The following is an 18,545-nucleotide window of genomic DNA, read 5'->3' on the forward strand; positions in this document are numbered from 1 at the left end:
AATGAGAATAGTATTTTCAGGGGCGGGCCCCCTGGCCGTTACCGCAGCCCGCGCTTTGATAAAGGATCATGAAATAATAATCATTGAAATAGATAAAAACAAAATTGACGAACTTTCAGAGGAGATGGACTGCAGTTTCCTTCACGGGGATGCGACAACCCCCGGTATCCTCAAAGAGGTCAATCCGAAAACCTGTGATTTTTTGTTCTGCTTGTGTAATGACGACCAGACAAATATTATCACCTCCCTGCTCGGCCGGTCCCTGGGTTTCAAACGGGTTGTGACCAATATAGAACAACCTGAACTGGAACAGATGTGTCGGGAAATCGGTCTCGAAGATATAATCATACCAGTTCAGGCAACCTCCCACCAACTGGAAAATATGATCAACGGAATGGATGAAATTGACATATCCTCAATTTTAAAGTTCGGGACCCGTTTTTTTACTCTAATTGCGGGCAAGGATGAGACTGTCCCTGCTGATGAACTCAACCTACCGAAATCCTCAGGAATTGTTTTTTACTATCGTAATGAAACGCCTCATTTCGTGGATGGAAAAACCCGTTTCAAAAAGGGGGATGAAATTATTATTCTCTGTAATACTGAAACACTGCCAGAACTGACCAAACGTTACAGTCCTGATTGATCCGAACCGTCTCCTGAACCGGGCACATCTACTTTCCTAAGGTGCCCCAGGATTGACACTGCGACAGGTTTGGGACAACACCATGAAGATGTCGGTACATGCAAAAATGTTTTATTTTTAGATGAGGTGGCGCATTGATTGCTATTGTCTCTTTATTGTTGGTTATCTTTTTATCAATACTAATCACCCGGATTGCCACAATCGCACTGACCCACACTGGTCTGACCCGAGAATCCGCAAAATTTCAGGCCAGAAGCGCTTTTTCGGGAGCCGGTTTCACCACGAATGAATCGGAAATGGTGGTCAATCATCCTGTCAGACGTAAAATCGTCATGATTCTGATATTAATCGGAAATGCGGGAATCGTTGCTGCAATCTCCTCACTGATTCTTACCTTTGTCAAACAGAGTGACTCAACCACACTGACCCCGAAAGTGATCATTCTCGTAGCTGGTATTCTTGTGTTATGGATCATTGCATCAAGTCAATGGGTTGACAGACAGCTTTATAGAATAGTGGAACACCTGCTTAAACGTTACACAAAATTAGATGTTCGCGATTATGCAAGTTTGCTTCATCTTACCGGAGATTATCGTCTGGCGGAACTCCATGTTCAAGAAAAAGACTGGATTGCCGGAAAGAAACTGTCGGATTCCCGTCTGCGTGATGAAGGGATCAATTTGCTGGGCATTAAAAAGCCGAAGGGAATCTATATTGGAAATCCTACACCGGATAGACGGCTTGAGCCCAAAGATACTCTGATATTGTACGGTCGAATCGAAGCCATAGAAAATCTTGATCGTCGCCAACGGGGAGCAACCGGAGATATCGACCATCATTATGCCGTTTTTGAACAAAAAAAAGAGATTTCAGAACAGGAGAAGATTGTAGATAATGCATCCTCCTGAAAAAATAGTTGTTTTAATCAAATACTTAAAACGAAACCACAATCTCATTATATTTTTTTCGCCATTTTGGCGCAGAGAGTTCGATATCCGGTTTTTTTAAATTTGACTTCCAAAAAAATCGACAAAATCAAGTATGTCAGTAATTTTGACGGCGGATGATGATAATAATCAACCACAATCCAATCACTGCGGCGATGAGATATCCGATCATTCCAAGAGCCGGGAAACCGAACAACCAAGGCTTCACGCCTGTCGTAATGATCATGGAGGAGCCAATAATCATGGCACCAAGAATGATCCCCAGTGTCAACAGGTTGAAGCTGCTCTCAAGCAATTTTTGAAATGATTCGAGATTTTTGTGTTTAAACTGTATGGCCAAACTTCCGTTTTCTACCTGTTTGACAATGGACGATAGACTCCCAGGTAGATGTTGCTGTAATGTCCACATGCTTGACAAGTTACTTTGAAGCCTCTGCCGGATGCGACCGGCTGAATGCCGCTCGGCGACAAGATCCCGGATATGGGGTTCGGCCTCGGACATGACATCTATTTCCGGAAAGAGCATCCGTGCGGTTCCTTCAACAGTAATCAAAGCTTTGATAACCATCGAGAGATCCGGTGAAAGCCTTAATTGGTGATTTCTGATCACTTCCACAAAATCCACCAGCATGGTCTTGACCCGAACCTCTTCCAACGGGATTGACAGATACACATCCATAAGTTCCATTAAATCTTTTTCCAGAAGAGACCGGTTGATGGTATCGGATAATAACGTCGTTATGTTCAGCAGCATATTTACCAGTTCACGGGTGTCACGGTCGTTTATGGCTTGAACTAAGAAAAGGAGTTCGTCTCTTTCACCCTCCGTCAATCGCCCCACCATCCCCCAATCCATCAGACAGAGTCGATAATCATCAGTGACCAGCATATTTCCCGGATGGGGATCTGCATGGTAAAACCCGTGCTGCAAAATTTGAGTCACAGCAGATTTGACCCCGGCTTTTGCCAAATTTTTCCGATGGAGATCCGAAAGCTTTAGTTTAGAAGAGATTTTCTCACCTTGAATAAATTCAGTGACCAGTACTTTTTCCGTGGAGTGATCTGAATATACTGCAGGAATATAGATGGTTCCATCATTGCCAAACCTCGCCCGGGCCACCTGGATATATCGGGCTTCCCGCATAAAATTGATTTCCCTTAGCAACGTCTGCCGGTTGGCTTTTACAACACCAGGTAAATCATATACCTTCAATGCATCAATAGTGTCATGGGCCTGTTGAGTAACCATGGCCAGAATATCCAGATCGACTTCAATAGTTTCGGCAATGCCCGGCCGCTGGACTTTTACAGCCACCGACACACCCTTTTTTGTCAGAACTGCCCGATGAACTTGAGAAAGGGATGCCGATGCCACAGGCTCGGTTTCATAATTGATAAACAGGCTGTCCAATGGTTCATCAAACTCATCTGCAAGAACCGATTTAATCACCTCAAATGGCACCGGTTCCACGTTATCCTGCAGATGGCTTAACTCATCAATCAACTGGGCGGGCAACAATTCGGGCCGCATACTTAACATCTGGCCGATTTTAACAAAAGTGGGACCAAGCTCTTCCAATGCCATACGAATACGTTTATTAATATCGATGTCCGGATCTACGGCCGATGATATTTTTTTCCCTATGTTCTTGATGGGTAAATCCATCCGCAACAGAAGATCCCCGAATCCGTATTTAATGAGCACCATGGCGATTTCAGAGATGCGGGATATGTTGGCGATTGTTTTCATTATTCACTTTCCTTAATTTTTATAATGTTCAAAACTGACCGGAATATAATCAACTCCAACCCTTTTTGGATCTTATTCGAATAATTGAACGGGATAAATGAGGTTTTTTCCTTATTATTAAGCTTTTAAGTATGTATTTTTACTCAACATCAACATATTGTTGACTTTTTCCGCATTTATTGCATTTGTTTGAATCTGACAGTATTTGTTTCAATTTGTTGGATATTGTGTGAATGGTGAGTAATTGAACCGAAAAAGAGCTTATACATGAGTATGCATGCGGATATGGGGGGATTACCGTATATACAGTGCCCCGCATTTTATAATTAAATAGCGTTATGAGTCTCACAGTCCTAATCAACACTGATAAAGGAGGAATCAGATGGACTTTACGGAGGACGAGATTGTATACACCGATATCATTGGCGATCCACATACATATAGTGATCATCAATGCAGTTTTCATAGATGTGCATTTTTTTTATATGAAAGTCCCCTGTTTCAGGACTTTCATCACTTCGCTTGTGGCGGTGAGCCGCTATGTTTGTTTATAAAATATTTTAAAAAGGAAATATCAGAATATGAGTAATCTGATTGTGATCGTTTCGAGAAATACAGATAGATGATGACACTTCCCGAGAATAAACACAGTACCGACCGGAGGGGGTTTTTAAAAAAGCTGTCCCGCAGCCATTGGCTGTCCCGCCTGCTGGACCTGCCGATCTGTTCGGATAATCCGGCCACCATTGGGCTCATTCTGATCCAGATCGATGGTCTTTCTCAGAAGCAGTTTAAAACTGCCCTTGAAAACAGGCGCATGCCGTTTTTAAAAAAACTTCTGGAAGAAGATACCCATACCCTGCGGCCCGGGTATTCTGGTCTGCCTTCTTCGACTCCGGCTTATCAGGCAGAGCTGATGTATGGGGTCAAATCTTTTGTACCGGCATTTGAGTTTATCGACCGGCGCACAGACCGTCGCCATGTCAGTTACAAACCCGAATCCGCCAATCAGATGGCACAGGAACTGGTGGACCGGGGAGAACCGCTTCTAACCGGCGGAAATGCATATGCCACACTTTTTTCTGGTGGAGCTGAAGAAGCGCGGTACTGCAGTGAAACCATGGATCTGAATTCTATTCTTGACACACTAAATCCTTTGAAATTGATCCTTCTTTTTTTCCTGCACGCCAACATGCTTCTCAGAATTGTCAGCTATGCCCTGATCGAATGCGGACTGGCTGTTTTCGATTTTTTCAGAGGTCTCTTTGCCAAGCAGGATATAATCAAGGAATTCACTTTTATTCCGGCCCGGGTGGTGGTGTGTATTATTCTGCGTGAGCTTGTGCGGTTCCGCCTGAAACTGGATGTCACCCGCGGCGTGCCGCTGCTTTGTGCAAATTTTCTTGGATATGATGAACAAGCCCACAGGCGGGGACCGAGTTCTGCTTTTGCCCACTGGAGCCTCAAAGGGATCGACCAGGCCATCAGAGATATTCATAAAAGCGCCATGGCGTCCCAATGCCGTTCCTACCGGATGATTATCTATTCAGATCATGGGCAGGAAAAGGTCATCAATTATGAGATTGTGCACGGTGTGAGCGTCAAAAACGCCATTCGGAACGTTTTCTTAAACAGGCTCGACCCTGATCAGGCTGTCGGAGTTGATACTCGGGAGCAGATGGGTCAGATCCGCATCACCACAATGGGACCGATAGGCCATGTCTATCTGCCGATGCGGATCTCCAGTAAAGATCTGGAAAAAGCTGCTGAAAAACTGGTGACAGATGCCGGTATCCCATTGGTTTTTTTTAGAAAAAATAATGAAGCCTGGGTGTGCGACAACCACGGCACATTCCGGCTTGCAAAAGGTGCAGATCGAATTCTAGGGACAGACCATCCCTATCCGGACCGCGTAATCGAAGATCTGGAAAACATCAGCTGCCATAAAAATGCTGGCGATCTTGTGATATCCGGATGGCGCGCCAATGATACACCGCTTTCATTCTCTAATGAAAACGGTGCGCACGGGGGGCCTGGTAAAAACGAAACTCATCCTTTTCTCCTTATCCCTTCTGAAATTATACGGGATCAGTTGCCTGTGTTCCGTGCTTCAGATCTCAGACAGCTGGTTCTCACCCAATTCAAACACCTGCATAATCCAAAAACAGTGAGATCTGCACCAGCCCCATTGCACGAACTGCAGATCGTCAGTTTCAACATTCACAGCTGCAAAGGGATGAACGGCCGCTTCCATCCGGAACGGACACTCTCTTTGCTTTCAGAGATGGATCCGGATATTGTGGCACTTCAGGAGGTGGATGTTAAGTGCAAACGGACTCATTATCTTCACCAGGCAGCGTTTCTTGCCAGCCGTCTGGGTATGACCTACCATTTTCATCCGCTGATGGAACGTAGCGAAGGCAGATACGGCATTGCTATCTTAAGCCGATTTCCACTGTCTGATGTCAAATGCAGCAGATTCTCCGATCTTTCCGGGAGAAGAAGCAAAGAGCCTCGCGGACTCATAGTGGCAGAGATTGGAACTCCGCTGGGACCGGTACAGGTCATCAACACCCATCTGGGCCTCAATGCAAAGGATCGTCTGCATCAGACCGAGACGCTTCTCAAAAAGATACTGCCAGTTAAAAACAGTGACAGACAGTTGCCTGTCATTCTTTGTGGGGATCTGAATGCTGGCCCTGGCACAGCTGTGTATAAAAAGGTTGCTGCCCGGCTGACGGATGTGCAGACCCAGGTATCTGGAAAAAAATATCCCAGGGCTACCTTTTTTTCCTGGTATCCGATCCGGCGGATCGACCATATTTTTGTCTCCAATCATTTAAAAGTACAATCGGTTCTGGTTCCCAGATCCTATGAAGCTCGTGGGGTTTCGGACCATCTCCCAGTCTGTACCCGCCTCTCTTTAAACGTAAACCATCCAGACAGTGGGAAAGGATTGGCATGATGGGACAAAAGAGATCTGATATGTATGTGAAATTTTTGAAATGGTCGGCTGCTGCCGCAGCACTGCTTTTGCTGGCGTTCCTGGTTCTGGTCTACCGTGAACAGTTTCAGGAATACTGGCAGCGCCAGCTGAATGGGGAAACCCATCCAGCTGGCCTGATTGCCGCTTATGTCGTGCTTCCCATGATCGGGTTTCCTATCATGCCTCTGCTGATACTACTGGGGGTCCGTTTCGGTGCCCTAAACGGCAGTATCATCATGATCGTCTTCACACCGCTTCACCTGGTTGTATCGTATTGGGCGGTGCGTACCCGCATTCAGGGCTGGATAGAACACCTGGCAGAAGCACGATCTATGGCAGTTCCAAAAATCCCGGAAAAGCACCGTTTTAAATTTTCTTTTTTATTCATGATCATTCCCGGGCTATCTTATACTTTGAAAAACTACCTGCTGCCGATGTCCGGGCTCTCTTTTCCATTATTTCTGATCTGTGGATGGCTGCCACAGGCTGTTATGGGAATTCCGTTTGTGGTGATGGGAGCTGCAGCTGCCCGTTACACACTGATACTACTTGCAGGCATGCTCGGAATTTACATTGTGATGATGCTTTCCAGGAGATGGATCATAAGCCTTTACCACCGTTTTTCTGCAGTTTTGACCAACAAGAAAAAAAAAGAAGACTATTCAAAATAAAACTGACCAGATGGTCGCCGTTGATTTTTGCTCCGAAATCTCCAGCATCCTTCATTCCCCGCTTTACACTTTCCAGAGAACCTTCCCCACTTTTCGGGAATAGTTCTCCGAAAAGTGTAAAATACTTTGATGGCTGTATGAAGGATGCCGAAAATTCAAGTATAACATCATTTACCATCGCTCCTTCAAAAGGATACATACCCAGCAGATCTAAAATACATGGATACCCGTATTTAAACTATCCATTTTTTGTGTAATTTTCTTTACCATTGAAATGGCTGTGCAAATATTCCTAAGATAATCACGGTCTGGAAATTTCCTGCACAATCCCGGATTCGGATCAGCGATTCTTTGATCAGGACAGGGCTTTTTAATGTTGTACAGAAGATACATGTACCTCAATTTGTCAAAAGGAGATCGAAGATGAATGAAAACAAAACAAACACTGCCGGCAAATGCCCGGTAATGCACGGAGGTGCCACAGAAAGCGGCATGTCGAATATGGAATGGTGGCCCAAAACCCTTAACCTCGACATTCTGCATCAACACGATACCAAGACCAACCCGATGGACACGGGCTTCAACTATCGGGAAGAGGTCAAAAAACTCGACTTCGACGAGCTCAAAAAAGATCTGCACGCGCTGATGACGGACAGCCAGATGTGGTGGCCGGCGGACTGGGGCCACTATGGCGGTCTGATGATCCGCATGTCGTGGCATGCGGCTGGCTCTTATCGCATCGCGGATGGCCGTGGGGGTGCCGGTACCGGTAACCAGCGTTTTGCGCCGCTCAACTCCTGGCCAGACAACGCGAATCTTGACAAGGCGCGTCGTCTGCTCTGGCCAATCAAGAAGAAATACGGCAACAAGCTCAGCTGGGCGGATCTGATTGCCTATGCTGGCACGATTGCCTATGAATCCATGGGCCTGAAAACCTTCGGCTTTGGTTTCGGCCGCGAAGATATCTGGCATCCGGAAAAGGACACCTACTGGGGTTCGGAGAAGGAATGGCTTGCACCCACCGGTAGTGAAGGCAGCCGCTACTCCGGTGAACGGGACCTGGAAAATCCGCTGGCAGCGGTGATGATGGGGCTGATCTACGTCAATCCCGAAGGCGTGGACGGCAACCCGGATCCCCTCAAGACGGCCCATGACGTGCGCGTCACCTTTGAGCGCATGGCCATGAACGACGAGGAAACTGTCGCCCTGACCGCCGGTGGGCACACCGTTGGCAAGTGTCACGGCAATGGCGACGCCGCCCTGCTTGGCCCAGAACCCGAAGCCGCCGATGTTGAAGAGCAGGGCCTGGGTTGGAACAACCACACCAAACGCGGCATCGGCCGTGACACGGTCACCAGTGGCCTCGAAGGGGCCTGGACGTCTAACCCGACGGTGTTTGACATGGGTTACTTCGACATGCTGCTCGATCACGAGTGGGAATCCAGGAAGAGCCCCGCCGGGGCCTGGCAGTGGGAACCGGTCAATATCAATGAGGAAGAAAAGCCGGTCGATGTGGAAGACATGTCGACCCGTTACAACCCGATTATGACCGATGCCGACATGGCGATGAAGATGGATCCGGAGTATCGCAAAATCATGGAGAAGTTCCGCGCCGATCCTGACGCATTCAAGGACGCTTTCGCTCGGGCCTGGTTCAAACTGACCCACCGTGACATGGGACCGAAGCCACGCTATATCGGTCCCGATGTGCCCAAAGAAGAGCTGATCTGGCAGGACCCGGTGCCGGCCGGCAAGGCCGACTACGATGTCCAGGCTGTGAAGGAGAAGATTATCGCCAGCGGCCTGAGTCTCAGCGAGATGGTGGCCACTGCCTGGGACAGCGCCAGAACCTTCCGCGGTTCGGATATGCGCGGCGGCACCAACGGCGCGCACATCCGCCTGGCTCCCCAGAAGGACTGGGAAGGCAACGAGCCCGAACGTCTGAGCAGGATCCTGGGCGTGCTGGAACCCATCGCAGCCGAGAGCGGCGCCAGCGTAGCGGATGTGATCGTGCTGACCGGTAATGTCGGTGTCGAGCAGGCGGCCAGAGCCGCCGGTGTCCATGTGACCGTGCCCTTCGCGCCCGGTCGCGGCGATGCGACAGACGAGATGACCGATGCGGAGTCCTTTGAGTACCTCGAACCGGTCCATGATGGCTACCGCAACTGGCTCAAGAAGGACTATGTTGTCAGCGCCGAAGAGCTGATGCTCGATCGCACTCAGCTGTTGGGCCTGACCGCGCCCCAGATGACCGTGCTAGTTGGTGGCATGCGGGTGCTGGGCACCAACCACGGCGACAGCAAGCACGGTGTATTCACCGATCGCGAAGGCGCATTAACCAACGACTTCTTTGTCAACCTAACCGACATGAACAACACCTGGAAGCCGGCCGGCAATAACTTGTACGAAGTCCGCGACCGCGAAACCGATAAGGTCAAATGGACGGCGACCAGAGTGGATCTCGTTATTGGTTCAAATTCGATACTTCGCGCCTACGCTGAATTTTATGCGCAGGACGACAACAAGGAAAAGTTTGTACAGGACTTTGTGACAGCATGGACTAAGGTAATGAACGCCGATCGTTTCGATCTGGCCTGATTCATGACACATGATTATCGGTCAAACTCAATTTCTAAACAATAGCGTTTTTACTGTAGATCTTGTTGAATCAACCCTGTAGATTGACGTTTTAATTATCAAAGTTCCAGTGTACATACTCTTTTTTTCATAAATGGGTAAAAACCCACATTTATTCATAAGCCTTTATGTCGTTTAATACACCCATCACAAACAATAACCCTATATAAAAGGAGGAACGTCGAATGCCGACACAAAAACAGATTTTCAAATGCGAAGCATGTGGTAACATCATTGAGGTACTTGATGGAGGAGAGGGAGACCTGGTTTGCTGTGGTGAAAACATGACGGTTTTTGAGGAAAAGACTGCCGATGAAGGCAAAGAAAAGCATGTTCCCGTCATTGAGGCCTCTGACAAGGGAATCAAGGTAAAGGTCGGAAGTAATCCCCACCCAATGGAAGAAAAGCATTTTATTGAGTGGATCGAATTGACGGACAGCAATAAAACCTATCGCCACTACCTGAAACCGGGTCAGTCTCCGGAAACTATTTTTGAAACCAGCGACAAAGGGCTAACCGCCCGGGAATACTGTAGCATTCATGGCCTATGGAAATCCTGAGTTTGGTATAAATAAATTTAACCTATGAGAAAGAGCCGGTACCGGCTCTTTCTCATAACAATTAAATACAAGAAAAAGGAACTTGTTTTATATGTTATATTCAGGCCATTTTTTATTTGATGAACTCAGGGAAAATTACAAGGAAAGACACGGATATTTTACCTGTGAATGCTGAAAAATTCTGCAGGTTTGTACCCTACTGCCAAGGGCCAATCAGCAGTTTAAGCATCTTTGTTTAAAGTTTCACCACCATTTTGCCCTTGTTCTTTCCTTCAAAAAGATCCAAAAAAGCCTGTGGAATATTTTCAACCCCGTGTCGGATCGTTTCAGTATCATTCCCATAATAAAGTGCCAGGGGCACCATCCGGGAGGCACCGCCCAGGTCGGTGGACTCTGAACCTGTGCTATCTGGTGAGCGACCATTTTTGAAATTGGCCAATGTCTTTTTTGTGGCATTGTCCACATAACCGTTGTAGCCTTCAAACATCGCCTGCCACTGGGCTGCGAAATCATCCAGGTCAAAACCGGAACCGTTGGAAAGCGACTCAAGCAGCAGAAACATTTGATCGCCATAATGGGTGAATGCCCCTTTCTTTTTTCCTTTTCTAACGAGGACGTGTGGGAATTGTGGAAATTTCTTAGCAAACGGTTTGGACATGTCAGTAACGAAAGATTGCTGTCCGGACCTGGTCTGATTAATATATTGTACAAAACTTTAGGAGGTGAACGATGTTAAATTTTAAACTATCCTCGGAACAACTTAAACTTCAGCAAAAAGCGCGAAAGTTTGCTTTAGAAAATGTATTACCTGTTGCAGCCTATTATGATGAAATCAATGAGACACCAATGGCTGTTTTAAAAGCAGCGTTTGATGAAAAAATTATCAACTGCGACATTCCTAAAAAATATGGGGGCCTCGAATATGGAATTATTGAATCGGTAATTATTTCAGAAGAAATTGCGGCTGCTTGCCCGGGAATTGCGACGTCTGTTTTTGATAATTCATTAGGCCTTGAGCCATTAATTCTTTGTGAAAATGAATCTTTAAAGGAACAATATCTGCCAGAAATCGTTAAAACTTTTAAATTAGTCAGTTTCGCCACATCAGAACCGACGATGGGTTCTGATATTTCTGGAATAAGATGCACAGCAACACAGGATGGGGAAGATTATATTTTAAACGGTACCAAATACTGGGTAACAAACGGCGGTATTGCAGATTATTTTTCTATTTTTGCCACAGTTGACCCAAAATCTGCACATAAAGGGATTTGTGCCTTTTTTGTGGAAAAAAAATGGGACGGTGTTTCAATCGGAAAGTCAATTCCGAAACTGGGTCAGCGAGGCTCTAACACTGCCAGTATCCATTTTGACAATGTCCGTGTTCCCAAGGAGAACATTTTGGCCAAGCCTGAAGAGGGGTTTATCCTGGCGATGAAGACATTCTCACGGACCCGCGCAGCGATAGGAGCGTTTGCAGTTGGGGCAGCTCGTTCCGCAATGGAATATGCCATTGATTATGCCAAAAAACGAAAGTCCTTTGGCTCTAAAATTTCAAACTTTCAGGCAATTCAGTTCAAAATTGCAGAAATGTACCAAAAAATTGAAACCGCGAGGCTTTTAACCTGGAAGGCCGCATGGGAAGCCGATAATGAGATTGACCCAACAATTTCAGCTTCAATCGCAAAATTTTATTCAACAGAAGCAGCCCTTGAGGTGGTTAATGAGGCGCTTCAGATATTTGGTGGATATGGATATACGAAAATGTACCCAATCGAAAAACTTTTTAGGGATATTCGATTATATACGATTTATGAAGGAACTAGTGAAATTCAACGATTGATTGTTTCCGGTTATGCACTGAATATTTATACACCTGTCATGCCTCCCCTTGAAGATATTCCAACTTTTAATGCGAAAAATCCTTTGGAAATTAACTTAAAAGATAAACCGGAAACAACTGAATGGCGGTGTCGGATATGCGGATATGTGCATTATGGAGGAGAACCACCGGAAGCATGTCCTTATTGTTTTTTCCCGGAAGCTTCATTTAAAAGCACTGCGGATAAATCCACCGGGTAATCGACTTTAGGGACGTGCAAAAAAATTATAACATCAGCCCTTGATGCCCATGTAAAAAGTCGAAATCAATAAATTTAATGTTAATAATTTCAAACCATTACAATTAAAAATATTCTAATTAGACTTTTTACGAGTTCATCAGCCGTTAACAAATAACTATTATTTTATTTTGCGGAAATCGGTTCACTGGTGACCATGGATTCGTCAATGGAGAGCCTAACTGTTCAAGATCAAATACATACTCTCATTATGGCATATGGGTGTAACCCTCCATTTACCCTTTCTCTGTTTTATCTCAAACTAAAATAAACGCTTAAGAAGGCGTTTTGACATCGGAATATATAATTTAAAAAAGCATTGACATCACTTGGAAGATGCATGTTCTAAATGAAAAAAGATGAAAGGAGATTCCCCAATGAAAACGAACAGGCTGTTCAGGCATATCACAATGGCCATTATTTTGTTCCTTTGCGTACTCTGGTCTTTCAATTCAGCCGCTCAGAAAGATACAGGCGACTACCCAAATGCCCGTTTTATTACGGACGCATACTGGATCAAAACACATCAAAACGACAAAAATTTTGTGATCGCCGATGTCAGGTCGGACAAATATTTTGACGGATCGCTCATCCCCGGTGCCATCCGGCTCAATTGGTCTGAGTTCAGATTCAACGATACCGGAAATAACCTGGCAGAAACTTTTGTCGGTGTCAAACAGGCTCAGGAAATCCTCGGCCGGCACGGAATTACCCGTGATGACACCATCGTACTTTACGACTCGGTAGAACGGGACGGAGGTGCGACAGCCTCGTATATTTTCTGGGTTCTGGATGTGCTGGGCCATGAAAATAAAAAAATCCTGGAACGTGGCATCAATGCTTGGAAAGATGCTGGCTTTAACCTGGTTACCTCTCCTAAGCAGACTAAGCCCCTGCTTTATCAGGCGCCCTCTGAAGCTGTTCAAAGAGAAAAGCTGATTGATGGAAATTTCGTCTACAGACGGCTGGGAGACTATTACTACCAGATCATAGACGTACGTTCAAAGGAAGAATATATTGGCAACAAAGGGACAAAGGGTTTGGATGGCACCCCTTTGATGCTTGGTCACATTCCCACAGCCGTAAATATCAATTACGTGGACGCATGGACGGATAATTCGAGCAAACAGATCAAGCCCTATGACGAATTGCGCACTCTTTATGCCGGTCTTGATTCGTCAAAAGGCGTCATTGTGTATTGCAATTCCGGAAGGCGAAGCTCTTTTTCTTATTTCATTCTCCGACTCATGGGCTTTGACAGGGTGTTTACCTACGAGGCCTCATGGAAAGAGTGGGGAAATCCGGATCGATTTTTCCCGGTTGAAACAAGGGAAAATATCCTACCAGCCGGCATCCTCCCTGAACCCTCAAACCAGCATACCGCTTCGACTCAAAAATCTGCCGGAAAACAACAGAGATCTGGTGGATCGGCATCTGAAAAGCCTACGGGCGGTTATATTTCATGCGGAGGTTGATCATGAAAAATAAGAGCGATACACCAACTCCATATTGGCGATGGCTTCCCGGAGCATTTGCTTTGGCAGGTATTATTGTCTTTATTTTTGCAACATTCGGTCCCCCCGCCTCATCCAGCGGATTTGTCAGTACACTCAAAGGCGCCATTGAGACTGTATCCCCGGTCTATGTGGCATCCAAGACCCATTATGTCATGATTCCCAATACCGGCTCATGGCTCTTTGCCTTTGTCGTTGGTATGGCCATCGGTGGTTTTGTTGCGGCTAGGACCTTCAGCATACCGATTCGTGATGTACCTGAAATCTGGGAGAAACGATTTGGAAAAAGTCGTGCCAGACGTTTTGCTGCGACCTTTGCAGGCGGTTTTATTATCCTGTTTGCCTCCAGACTGGCTGGCGGCTGTACATTGGGACTTTTTATCTCCGGTTCAACTCAGCTGGCTATAAGCGGATTGTATTTCGGGGTACTCATTTTTTCTGTTGCCATGCTCACGGCACGAATTATTTATGGTAGTAAAAATAAGGAGGAACAATGACTTCTGAAATAGTGCTTGGATTGATATCCGGCATCGCTTTTGGCTTTGTCATCCAGAGAGTAGGTGCAACCAATGCCGATAAGATGGCAAAAGCTCATCTGATGATCGAAGCGGCTATCCCTAAATTCATGCTCATGGCGGTGATCCTGTCCACCATCGGCCTATTCGGACTCCAGATTGCCGGTATAGGTCGCACCCAGGTCTTACCGACCAGCCTGGTGGCCACCGGCATTGCTGGTCTGTTATTCGGTATCGGCTGGGGCCTTTGCGGCTATTGCCCGGGGACCACCTGGGCCGCTGTTGGAGAGGGGCGAATGGATGCAGTTTTTGCCCTTTTTGGTGGGCTTGCCGGCGCCGCCGTTTTTGCCCACCTCCACGAGGTGCTCATCCCGTTTTTGTATGAACCCACCAATATGGGGCAGATCACCCTGGCAGACTTGACCGGCAGTACGCCGACAGCGGTTCTTCTTCTGATTGTGGTATTCAGTCTCTCAATTGCTCTCATCAACAGAGTGTGGAAGAAAAAAGACAATGTTTAAAAAAAAGACTGATATATCTTGCCTGATCCTCCCATCTTTATTCATAAAGATGGAGAGGGGAGGGATGGCCAGAAGTGTGGTAAAGCGGCACGTTATTAAAGACCGATTCATTAAACAAGTTGAGACGGTGTTTTTAAGTTTTGGGATTTGGGTGTTGTTTCTGATGTTCATATCATTTGGTTGCAAGAAGCCTGAAACACCGTCTGTCGCTCCGGAAGTACCCAGGGGATACGTCCAGGTTCTTGAAGTTGAAAGAGAGGGACGTCTATTCTCTTTTGGTCCGTTCGTGGGGTATTATTTCCGCCCCCAGAATCCGGACGACCTGCACCGCATCGATTTTGTCTGTTTTAATGAGCGTTCGTTTTATACCCGTGAACTGCCGGGAAATGCGATGCTGTTTGAGGGGGATGCCCTCTTGGCGACATTGGAGGATGCTGGTTTTATGCCGGAATTCTCTCAAAGGATCACCCCGGTTTATTTTGAAGACGCTCCCCTGCAATGGCTGAAAGCAAGACCCTCCCCCCAAGACGAATTTGTTCATTTTCATTCCTGTCACGATACAACCGGGCCTGTGCTGACAGGATATTGGATACGACACGTGGGTAAAGGAAATTTTACATATGACATGGGTGGACGCATCACTCCGGAGAGTGTCCTTTACCACAACGTCAGCCCCGGACCAGATAAAGGGTTTGCCCGAATTGTGGAGTTTGACCGGGGCCTTGGCCCGAAAGTTGCCAATTCCTCTACCTTTTAGAAAAGCCTCCACCAATCGGCACACTGCAAGGTCATTCAAATAAAGGTTTAAAATGAAATAAGTACCCACACATATGTTTTTTAACATTCAATGGGCATAAAATATTAATATGTCTATGTTTTATTTTAAAGAATATATGCTCGGGTACTTATTATTTTAAAAAAGACATCCAACTGTTTCATAAAACTCACGACAACGAGTAGTAATAATATGAAGAGAGATAATTCAAATAACGGCGATGTCAGCGCATCTGACACTGACACAACAAAACATGAAAGTCCGAAAAGCTGTAAAAGCAGTGGCTTTCTTATAAATGAATGTTCGCATAACATAGAGGGTGATCGTAAATCAGAATTCCAAACAGAAAGATCAGCTAAAAGAATTCAAGAAGACAAGGAATTTGTTCCTGTTATAGTAAAGCGAACAGATGAAGCCGTCCGTCATCCAGATGATGTTCTTGAAAAAGCAATCAATGAAGGTCTTGAACAAATTTGTCGTCCTTTCATTTCTCTCACACTGTCTTCAATAGCAGCAGGTCTTATCCTTGGTTTCACCGCAATGGCTGTTGGGGTTATTGCCACCTACACATCAACATTGAACGAACCCATTGTTCTTCGGCTTTCGATGGCCTTTGTTTATCCATTGGGCTTTATCATCTGTATTCTTAGTGGGACTCAGCTGTTTACCGAGCATACAGCAACTGCAGTCTATCCTATTCTTGAAGGCAGGATAGGAATAAGTAGATTATTAAGACTTTGGCTGCTTGTAATTATCGGCAATATTATTGGCGCTATTGCCAGTGCAGGGCTTTTGACTCTTGCTGATGATGTAATTCAGGCTAAAAAAGGATACATCATTATTGCTCACCATCTCGTGAATTATAGCAATATATCTACTCTTATTAGCTCCGTTCTTGCCGGATGGCTCATGGCGTTGGGAGGCTGGTTGATCATTGCAACCCCATCGACTATAGGCCAGATGGCATGTGTATATATTGTGACATTTCTGATTGGTGTCGGTGGGTTGCATCATTCTATTGCAGGTTCTGTTGAAATGATTACTGCTCTTTTTATAAGTAATGATTTTTCGATACCTCAATCCCTTCGCTTTATTATACTTGCGATAACCGGTAATCTTATTGGGGGTGGTTTATTTGTTGCTATATTGAACTATGGTCATATTAGAAAGACTCAAGAAATTAACAATAGTGATTAAAAAGGCTACCCGTCTAAAACGGGACAATTTTCAGCCTTGCTGAGGCTTTATATCAAGGCTGACCAAGTTATTGATTTTACAGCTTGGCCCGGCTTAGGTGGGTAGCCTTTGTTCATTTTAAAAAAAGAGGTCAACATGGGCATTCTTCATATGACCAAAAAAGTAGTTTACACTTTTGGGATGACAAGTACTCCATTGAAGATGCAGGAGGGAAACGGTGATCTTCGGCTGCACCTGCAATAGTGCATTAACTTTTTCCGGATCATCAAATTCTAATTAAACGGATTTGCAATCATTCCTTGAAGCTTTTCCGTAATATTTTTTTCAAAAGGTCGACCATAATAGTCGTACAGGCGGGTTTCATACTCAATGTTAACTGGTTGTTCAGGGTCAAATTCAGGACTATTCTCAACCTGTTCTTTACTGACATCCAGAAAAAGGGTTGATAGCTTCCAGTTGACTTCTTTTACCCAACTCAAAGAGAAAATGACCTTTTTTCCTCCTGGCAGCCAGTTCCGGGTATCAACCACCACATACCTGAGGGCCCAGGTTTTATCCTCCAGAATAAAATCCTCCACATGCCCGAGGTTTCCATCACTTGCCTCAATATCGTAGCCTTTTACTTCCTTAAATGAGCGCAGATGATTTTCTTCCTGCTCCTCTAACTCTACTAACTCTTCCAATATTTCTTTATCAGCTTTCTGTGCTGATTTTTCAGGCATATGGGGTATTATTTCCGGACCGTTGTTCGTCCAATAATAGGGATAATTCAGATGCTTGAGCATTTTTTTTTCATGCTCACGGGAAACTGGCTCATCCTCCATCAGTAAGGGACATTCTTCAAGCTGCTCCCGGGTTATGTCAAGAAAAATACTTTGCATCTGCCAATCTGCCTTTTGAACCATCACCGGCGAAATAAGAACTTTTTTATCTATAAGCCACCCGCCGGTATCTGCCACCATGTGCCGAACTGTCCAGAATTGGTCATCAAACAGTAAATCCTTACATTTTCCGACATCATTTTCTTTGGCAAAAAAGGTATATCCAATAATTTCACTTATGCTTCTTAACATGATCAACCTCCTTAGCAACATTTACATCAATATCTTCAGGATCTATTCACAGTCTTATGCCCGGCCCGCTCACGCCTGGTCGAGCTTTCCTCCATGATAGCATTATGGAGGAATTTTTCCATGGGGCTAATCCTGTAGATTAAACGAAAAATTCCTGCATAATCCTGTTCACGGCCTGATCATAATCCTGACCCAGGCTCATTAGTTTCATCAGCTGGTCGTTTGCAATTTTACCGATGGACGTTTCATGGGTTAATGCTAAAAAAAAGGGCGCCAGGATAATGGTGAGAATGCCAGTAATTACATGAAACCCTGTATTTCATCTGCTGTCAAAATATGATTGGATGAGGTTAACATTTCATTATATATAGCTAAGAAGGAGGAGCCCGTATGAATGCAATGATAAAAACAATTAAAGAGCTTCTGTCAGACCCGCTGCCGGAAATCCCCGTACCGCAGAAATCGCCAGTCAAAGAACCGCCTAAAAATCCTCCATTGGAGATACCGCCTGAAAATCCTCCTGAAGAGATTCCACCGAGAAAAGATCCGCCAATGGAAAAACCGCCGATGGAAGATCCGCCACCCAAATACCAATTCGGTGGATCAGGATAAACGAGTGATTTTTTACAGCCA

The 18,545-nt window shown here is 45.5% G+C and carries 16 protein-coding genes and 1 pseudogene; 14 read left to right on the forward strand and 3 right to left on the reverse strand.

The genetic code is table 11. The features are described 5' to 3' along the window. Position 1: 1 nt before the first annotated feature. Both ACYQ2M_RS14920 and ACYQ2M_RS14925 read left to right on the forward strand, forming a co-directional pair. A complete protein-coding gene (locus ACYQ2M_RS14920) occupies positions 2-646 on the forward strand; it encodes a potassium channel family protein (RefSeq protein WP_459917159.1) in 645 nt (214 codons plus the stop codon). A gap of 134 nt (positions 647-780) precedes the next feature. After that, positions 781-1,554, forward strand: a complete 774-nt coding sequence (locus ACYQ2M_RS14925; protein ID WP_459917160.1) for a TrkA C-terminal domain-containing protein — start codon at positions 781-783, stop codon at positions 1,552-1,554. A gap of 136 nt (positions 1,555-1,690) precedes the next feature. Here the strand turns inward: ACYQ2M_RS14925 and ACYQ2M_RS14930 are convergent, their stop codons facing one another. Continuing rightward, positions 1,691-3,343: an ABC1 kinase family protein gene (locus tag ACYQ2M_RS14930; protein WP_459917161.1), complete on the reverse strand. Its 1,653-nt coding sequence runs from the start codon at positions 3,341-3,343 to the stop codon at positions 1,691-1,693. Between the two features lie 622 nt (positions 3,344-3,965). Between ACYQ2M_RS14930 and ACYQ2M_RS14935 the strand changes: the two genes are divergently transcribed. The 4 genes from ACYQ2M_RS14935 (at position 3,966) to ACYQ2M_RS14950 (ending at position 10,197) form a co-directional block, all read left to right on the forward strand. Continuing rightward, positions 3,966-6,308, forward strand: coding sequence for an endonuclease/exonuclease/phosphatase family protein (locus tag ACYQ2M_RS14935; protein WP_459917162.1), 2,343 nt, complete (start codon positions 3,966-3,968; stop codon positions 6,306-6,308). 20 nt (positions 6,309-6,328) lie between these two features. Continuing rightward, the gene (locus ACYQ2M_RS14940) at positions 6,329-7,000 is read left to right on the forward strand and encodes a TVP38/TMEM64 family protein (RefSeq protein WP_459917163.1); all 672 of its coding nucleotides are present in this window, start codon (positions 6,329-6,331) and stop codon (positions 6,998-7,000) included. A gap of 423 nt (positions 7,001-7,423) precedes the next feature. After that, positions 7,424-9,598 (forward strand): catalase/peroxidase HPI, encoded by a 2,175-nt coding sequence (gene katG / locus ACYQ2M_RS14945; protein WP_459917164.1) that lies wholly within the window; start codon positions 7,424-7,426, stop codon positions 9,596-9,598. 224 nt (positions 9,599-9,822) lie between these two features. Continuing rightward, positions 9,823-10,197 (forward strand): desulfoferrodoxin, encoded by a 375-nt coding sequence (locus ACYQ2M_RS14950; RefSeq protein WP_459917165.1) that lies wholly within the window; start codon positions 9,823-9,825, stop codon positions 10,195-10,197. A gap of 235 nt (positions 10,198-10,432) precedes the next feature. On the opposite strand, the gene ACYQ2M_RS14955 is transcribed toward ACYQ2M_RS14950, so the two are convergent. Beyond that, entirely contained in the window at positions 10,433-10,855 is a 423-nt protein-coding gene (locus ACYQ2M_RS14955; RefSeq protein WP_459917166.1) for an ADP-ribosylglycohydrolase family protein, read from the reverse strand. Here ACYQ2M_RS14955 and ACYQ2M_RS14960 point away from each other — a divergent pair. The 7 genes and pseudogenes from ACYQ2M_RS14960 to ACYQ2M_RS14990 all read left to right on the forward strand — a co-directional run. Then, positions 10,799-10,933 (forward strand): annotated as a pseudogene (locus tag ACYQ2M_RS14960) (glucokinase); the annotation flags it as partial. The gene ACYQ2M_RS14955 and the pseudogene ACYQ2M_RS14960 sit on opposite strands and share 57 nt — an antisense overlap. Continuing rightward, on the forward strand, positions 10,927-12,279 hold the full coding sequence (locus ACYQ2M_RS14965) for an acyl-CoA dehydrogenase family protein (RefSeq protein ID WP_459917167.1): 1,353 nt from the start codon (positions 10,927-10,929) through the stop codon (positions 12,277-12,279). The pseudogene ACYQ2M_RS14960 and the gene ACYQ2M_RS14965, both read left to right, overlap by 7 nt. 415 nt (positions 12,280-12,694) lie before the next feature. Continuing rightward, positions 12,695-13,792 carry a sulfurtransferase gene (locus ACYQ2M_RS14970; RefSeq protein WP_459917168.1) on the forward strand — a complete coding sequence of 366 codons (1,098 nt, stop codon included), beginning with the start codon at positions 12,695-12,697 and terminating at the stop codon, positions 13,790-13,792. A 2-nt stretch (positions 13,793-13,794) separates the two neighbouring features. Beyond that, on the forward strand, positions 13,795-14,328 hold the full coding sequence (locus tag ACYQ2M_RS14975; RefSeq protein ID WP_459917169.1) for a YeeE/YedE thiosulfate transporter family protein: 534 nt from the start codon (positions 13,795-13,797) through the stop codon (positions 14,326-14,328). Next, positions 14,325-14,867 (forward strand): YeeE/YedE thiosulfate transporter family protein, encoded by a 543-nt coding sequence (locus ACYQ2M_RS14980; RefSeq protein WP_459917170.1) that lies wholly within the window; start codon positions 14,325-14,327, stop codon positions 14,865-14,867. Before ACYQ2M_RS14975 ends, ACYQ2M_RS14980 begins: the two co-directional genes overlap by 4 nt. Positions 14,868-15,030: 163 nt before the next feature. Continuing rightward, complete coding sequence (locus ACYQ2M_RS14985) at positions 15,031-15,624, forward strand: hypothetical protein (protein ID WP_459917171.1); 594 nt, start codon at positions 15,031-15,033, stop codon at positions 15,622-15,624. Positions 15,625-15,834: 210 nt separating this feature from the next. Then, on the forward strand, positions 15,835-16,839 hold the full coding sequence (locus ACYQ2M_RS14990) for a formate/nitrite transporter family protein (RefSeq protein WP_459917172.1): 1,005 nt from the start codon (positions 15,835-15,837) through the stop codon (positions 16,837-16,839). A 272-nt stretch (positions 16,840-17,111) separates the two neighbouring features. Here ACYQ2M_RS14990 and ACYQ2M_RS14995 read toward each other — a convergent pair whose 3' ends face one another. After that, the gene (locus tag ACYQ2M_RS14995; protein WP_459917173.1) at positions 17,112-17,912 is read right to left on the reverse strand and encodes a PRC-barrel domain-containing protein; all 801 of its coding nucleotides are present in this window, start codon (positions 17,910-17,912) and stop codon (positions 17,112-17,114) included. A 390-nt stretch (positions 17,913-18,302) separates the two neighbouring features. On the opposite strand from ACYQ2M_RS14995, the gene ACYQ2M_RS15000 reads away from it, so the two are divergent. Beyond that, positions 18,303-18,524: a hypothetical protein gene (locus ACYQ2M_RS15000; RefSeq protein ID WP_459917174.1), complete on the forward strand. Its 222-nt coding sequence runs from the start codon at positions 18,303-18,305 to the stop codon at positions 18,522-18,524. Positions 18,525-18,545: the final 21 nt, after the last annotated feature.

Source organism: Desulfocicer niacini (assembly GCF_054657595.1).

Bases quoted from the DNA above. Each gene is read 5' to 3' on its own strand.
- ACYQ2M_RS14920 (WP_459917159.1), top strand. From the start codon at position 2: ATGAGAATAGTATTTTCAGGGGCGGGCCCCCTGGCCGTTACCGCAGCC.
- ACYQ2M_RS14930 (WP_459917161.1), bottom strand. From the start codon at position 3,343: ATGAAAACAATCGCCAACATATCCCGCATCTCTGAAATCGCCATGGTG.
- ACYQ2M_RS14935 (WP_459917162.1), top strand. From the start codon at position 3,966: ATGATGACACTTCCCGAGAATAAACACAGTACCGACCGGAGGGGGTTT.
- ACYQ2M_RS14940 (WP_459917163.1), top strand. From the start codon at position 6,329: ATGTATGTGAAATTTTTGAAATGGTCGGCTGCTGCCGCAGCACTGCTT.
- katG (WP_459917164.1), top strand. From the start codon at position 7,424: ATGAATGAAAACAAAACAAACACTGCCGGCAAATGCCCGGTAATGCAC.
- ACYQ2M_RS14950 (WP_459917165.1), top strand. From the start codon at position 9,823: ATGCCGACACAAAAACAGATTTTCAAATGCGAAGCATGTGGTAACATC.
- ACYQ2M_RS14955 (WP_459917166.1), bottom strand. From the start codon at position 10,855: ATGTCCAAACCGTTTGCTAAGAAATTTCCACAATTCCCACACGTCCTC.
- ACYQ2M_RS14965 (WP_459917167.1), top strand. From the start codon at position 10,927: ATGTTAAATTTTAAACTATCCTCGGAACAACTTAAACTTCAGCAAAAA.
- ACYQ2M_RS14970 (WP_459917168.1), top strand. From the start codon at position 12,695: ATGAAAACGAACAGGCTGTTCAGGCATATCACAATGGCCATTATTTTG.
- ACYQ2M_RS14975 (WP_459917169.1), top strand. From the start codon at position 13,795: ATGAAAAATAAGAGCGATACACCAACTCCATATTGGCGATGGCTTCCC.
- ACYQ2M_RS14980 (WP_459917170.1), top strand. From the start codon at position 14,325: ATGACTTCTGAAATAGTGCTTGGATTGATATCCGGCATCGCTTTTGGC.
- ACYQ2M_RS14985 (WP_459917171.1), top strand. From the start codon at position 15,031: ATGTTCATATCATTTGGTTGCAAGAAGCCTGAAACACCGTCTGTCGCT.
- ACYQ2M_RS14990 (WP_459917172.1), top strand. From the start codon at position 15,835: ATGAAGAGAGATAATTCAAATAACGGCGATGTCAGCGCATCTGACACT.
- ACYQ2M_RS14995 (WP_459917173.1), bottom strand. From the start codon at position 17,912: ATGTTAAGAAGCATAAGTGAAATTATTGGATATACCTTTTTTGCCAAA.
- ACYQ2M_RS15000 (WP_459917174.1), top strand. From the start codon at position 18,303: ATGAATGCAATGATAAAAACAATTAAAGAGCTTCTGTCAGACCCGCTG.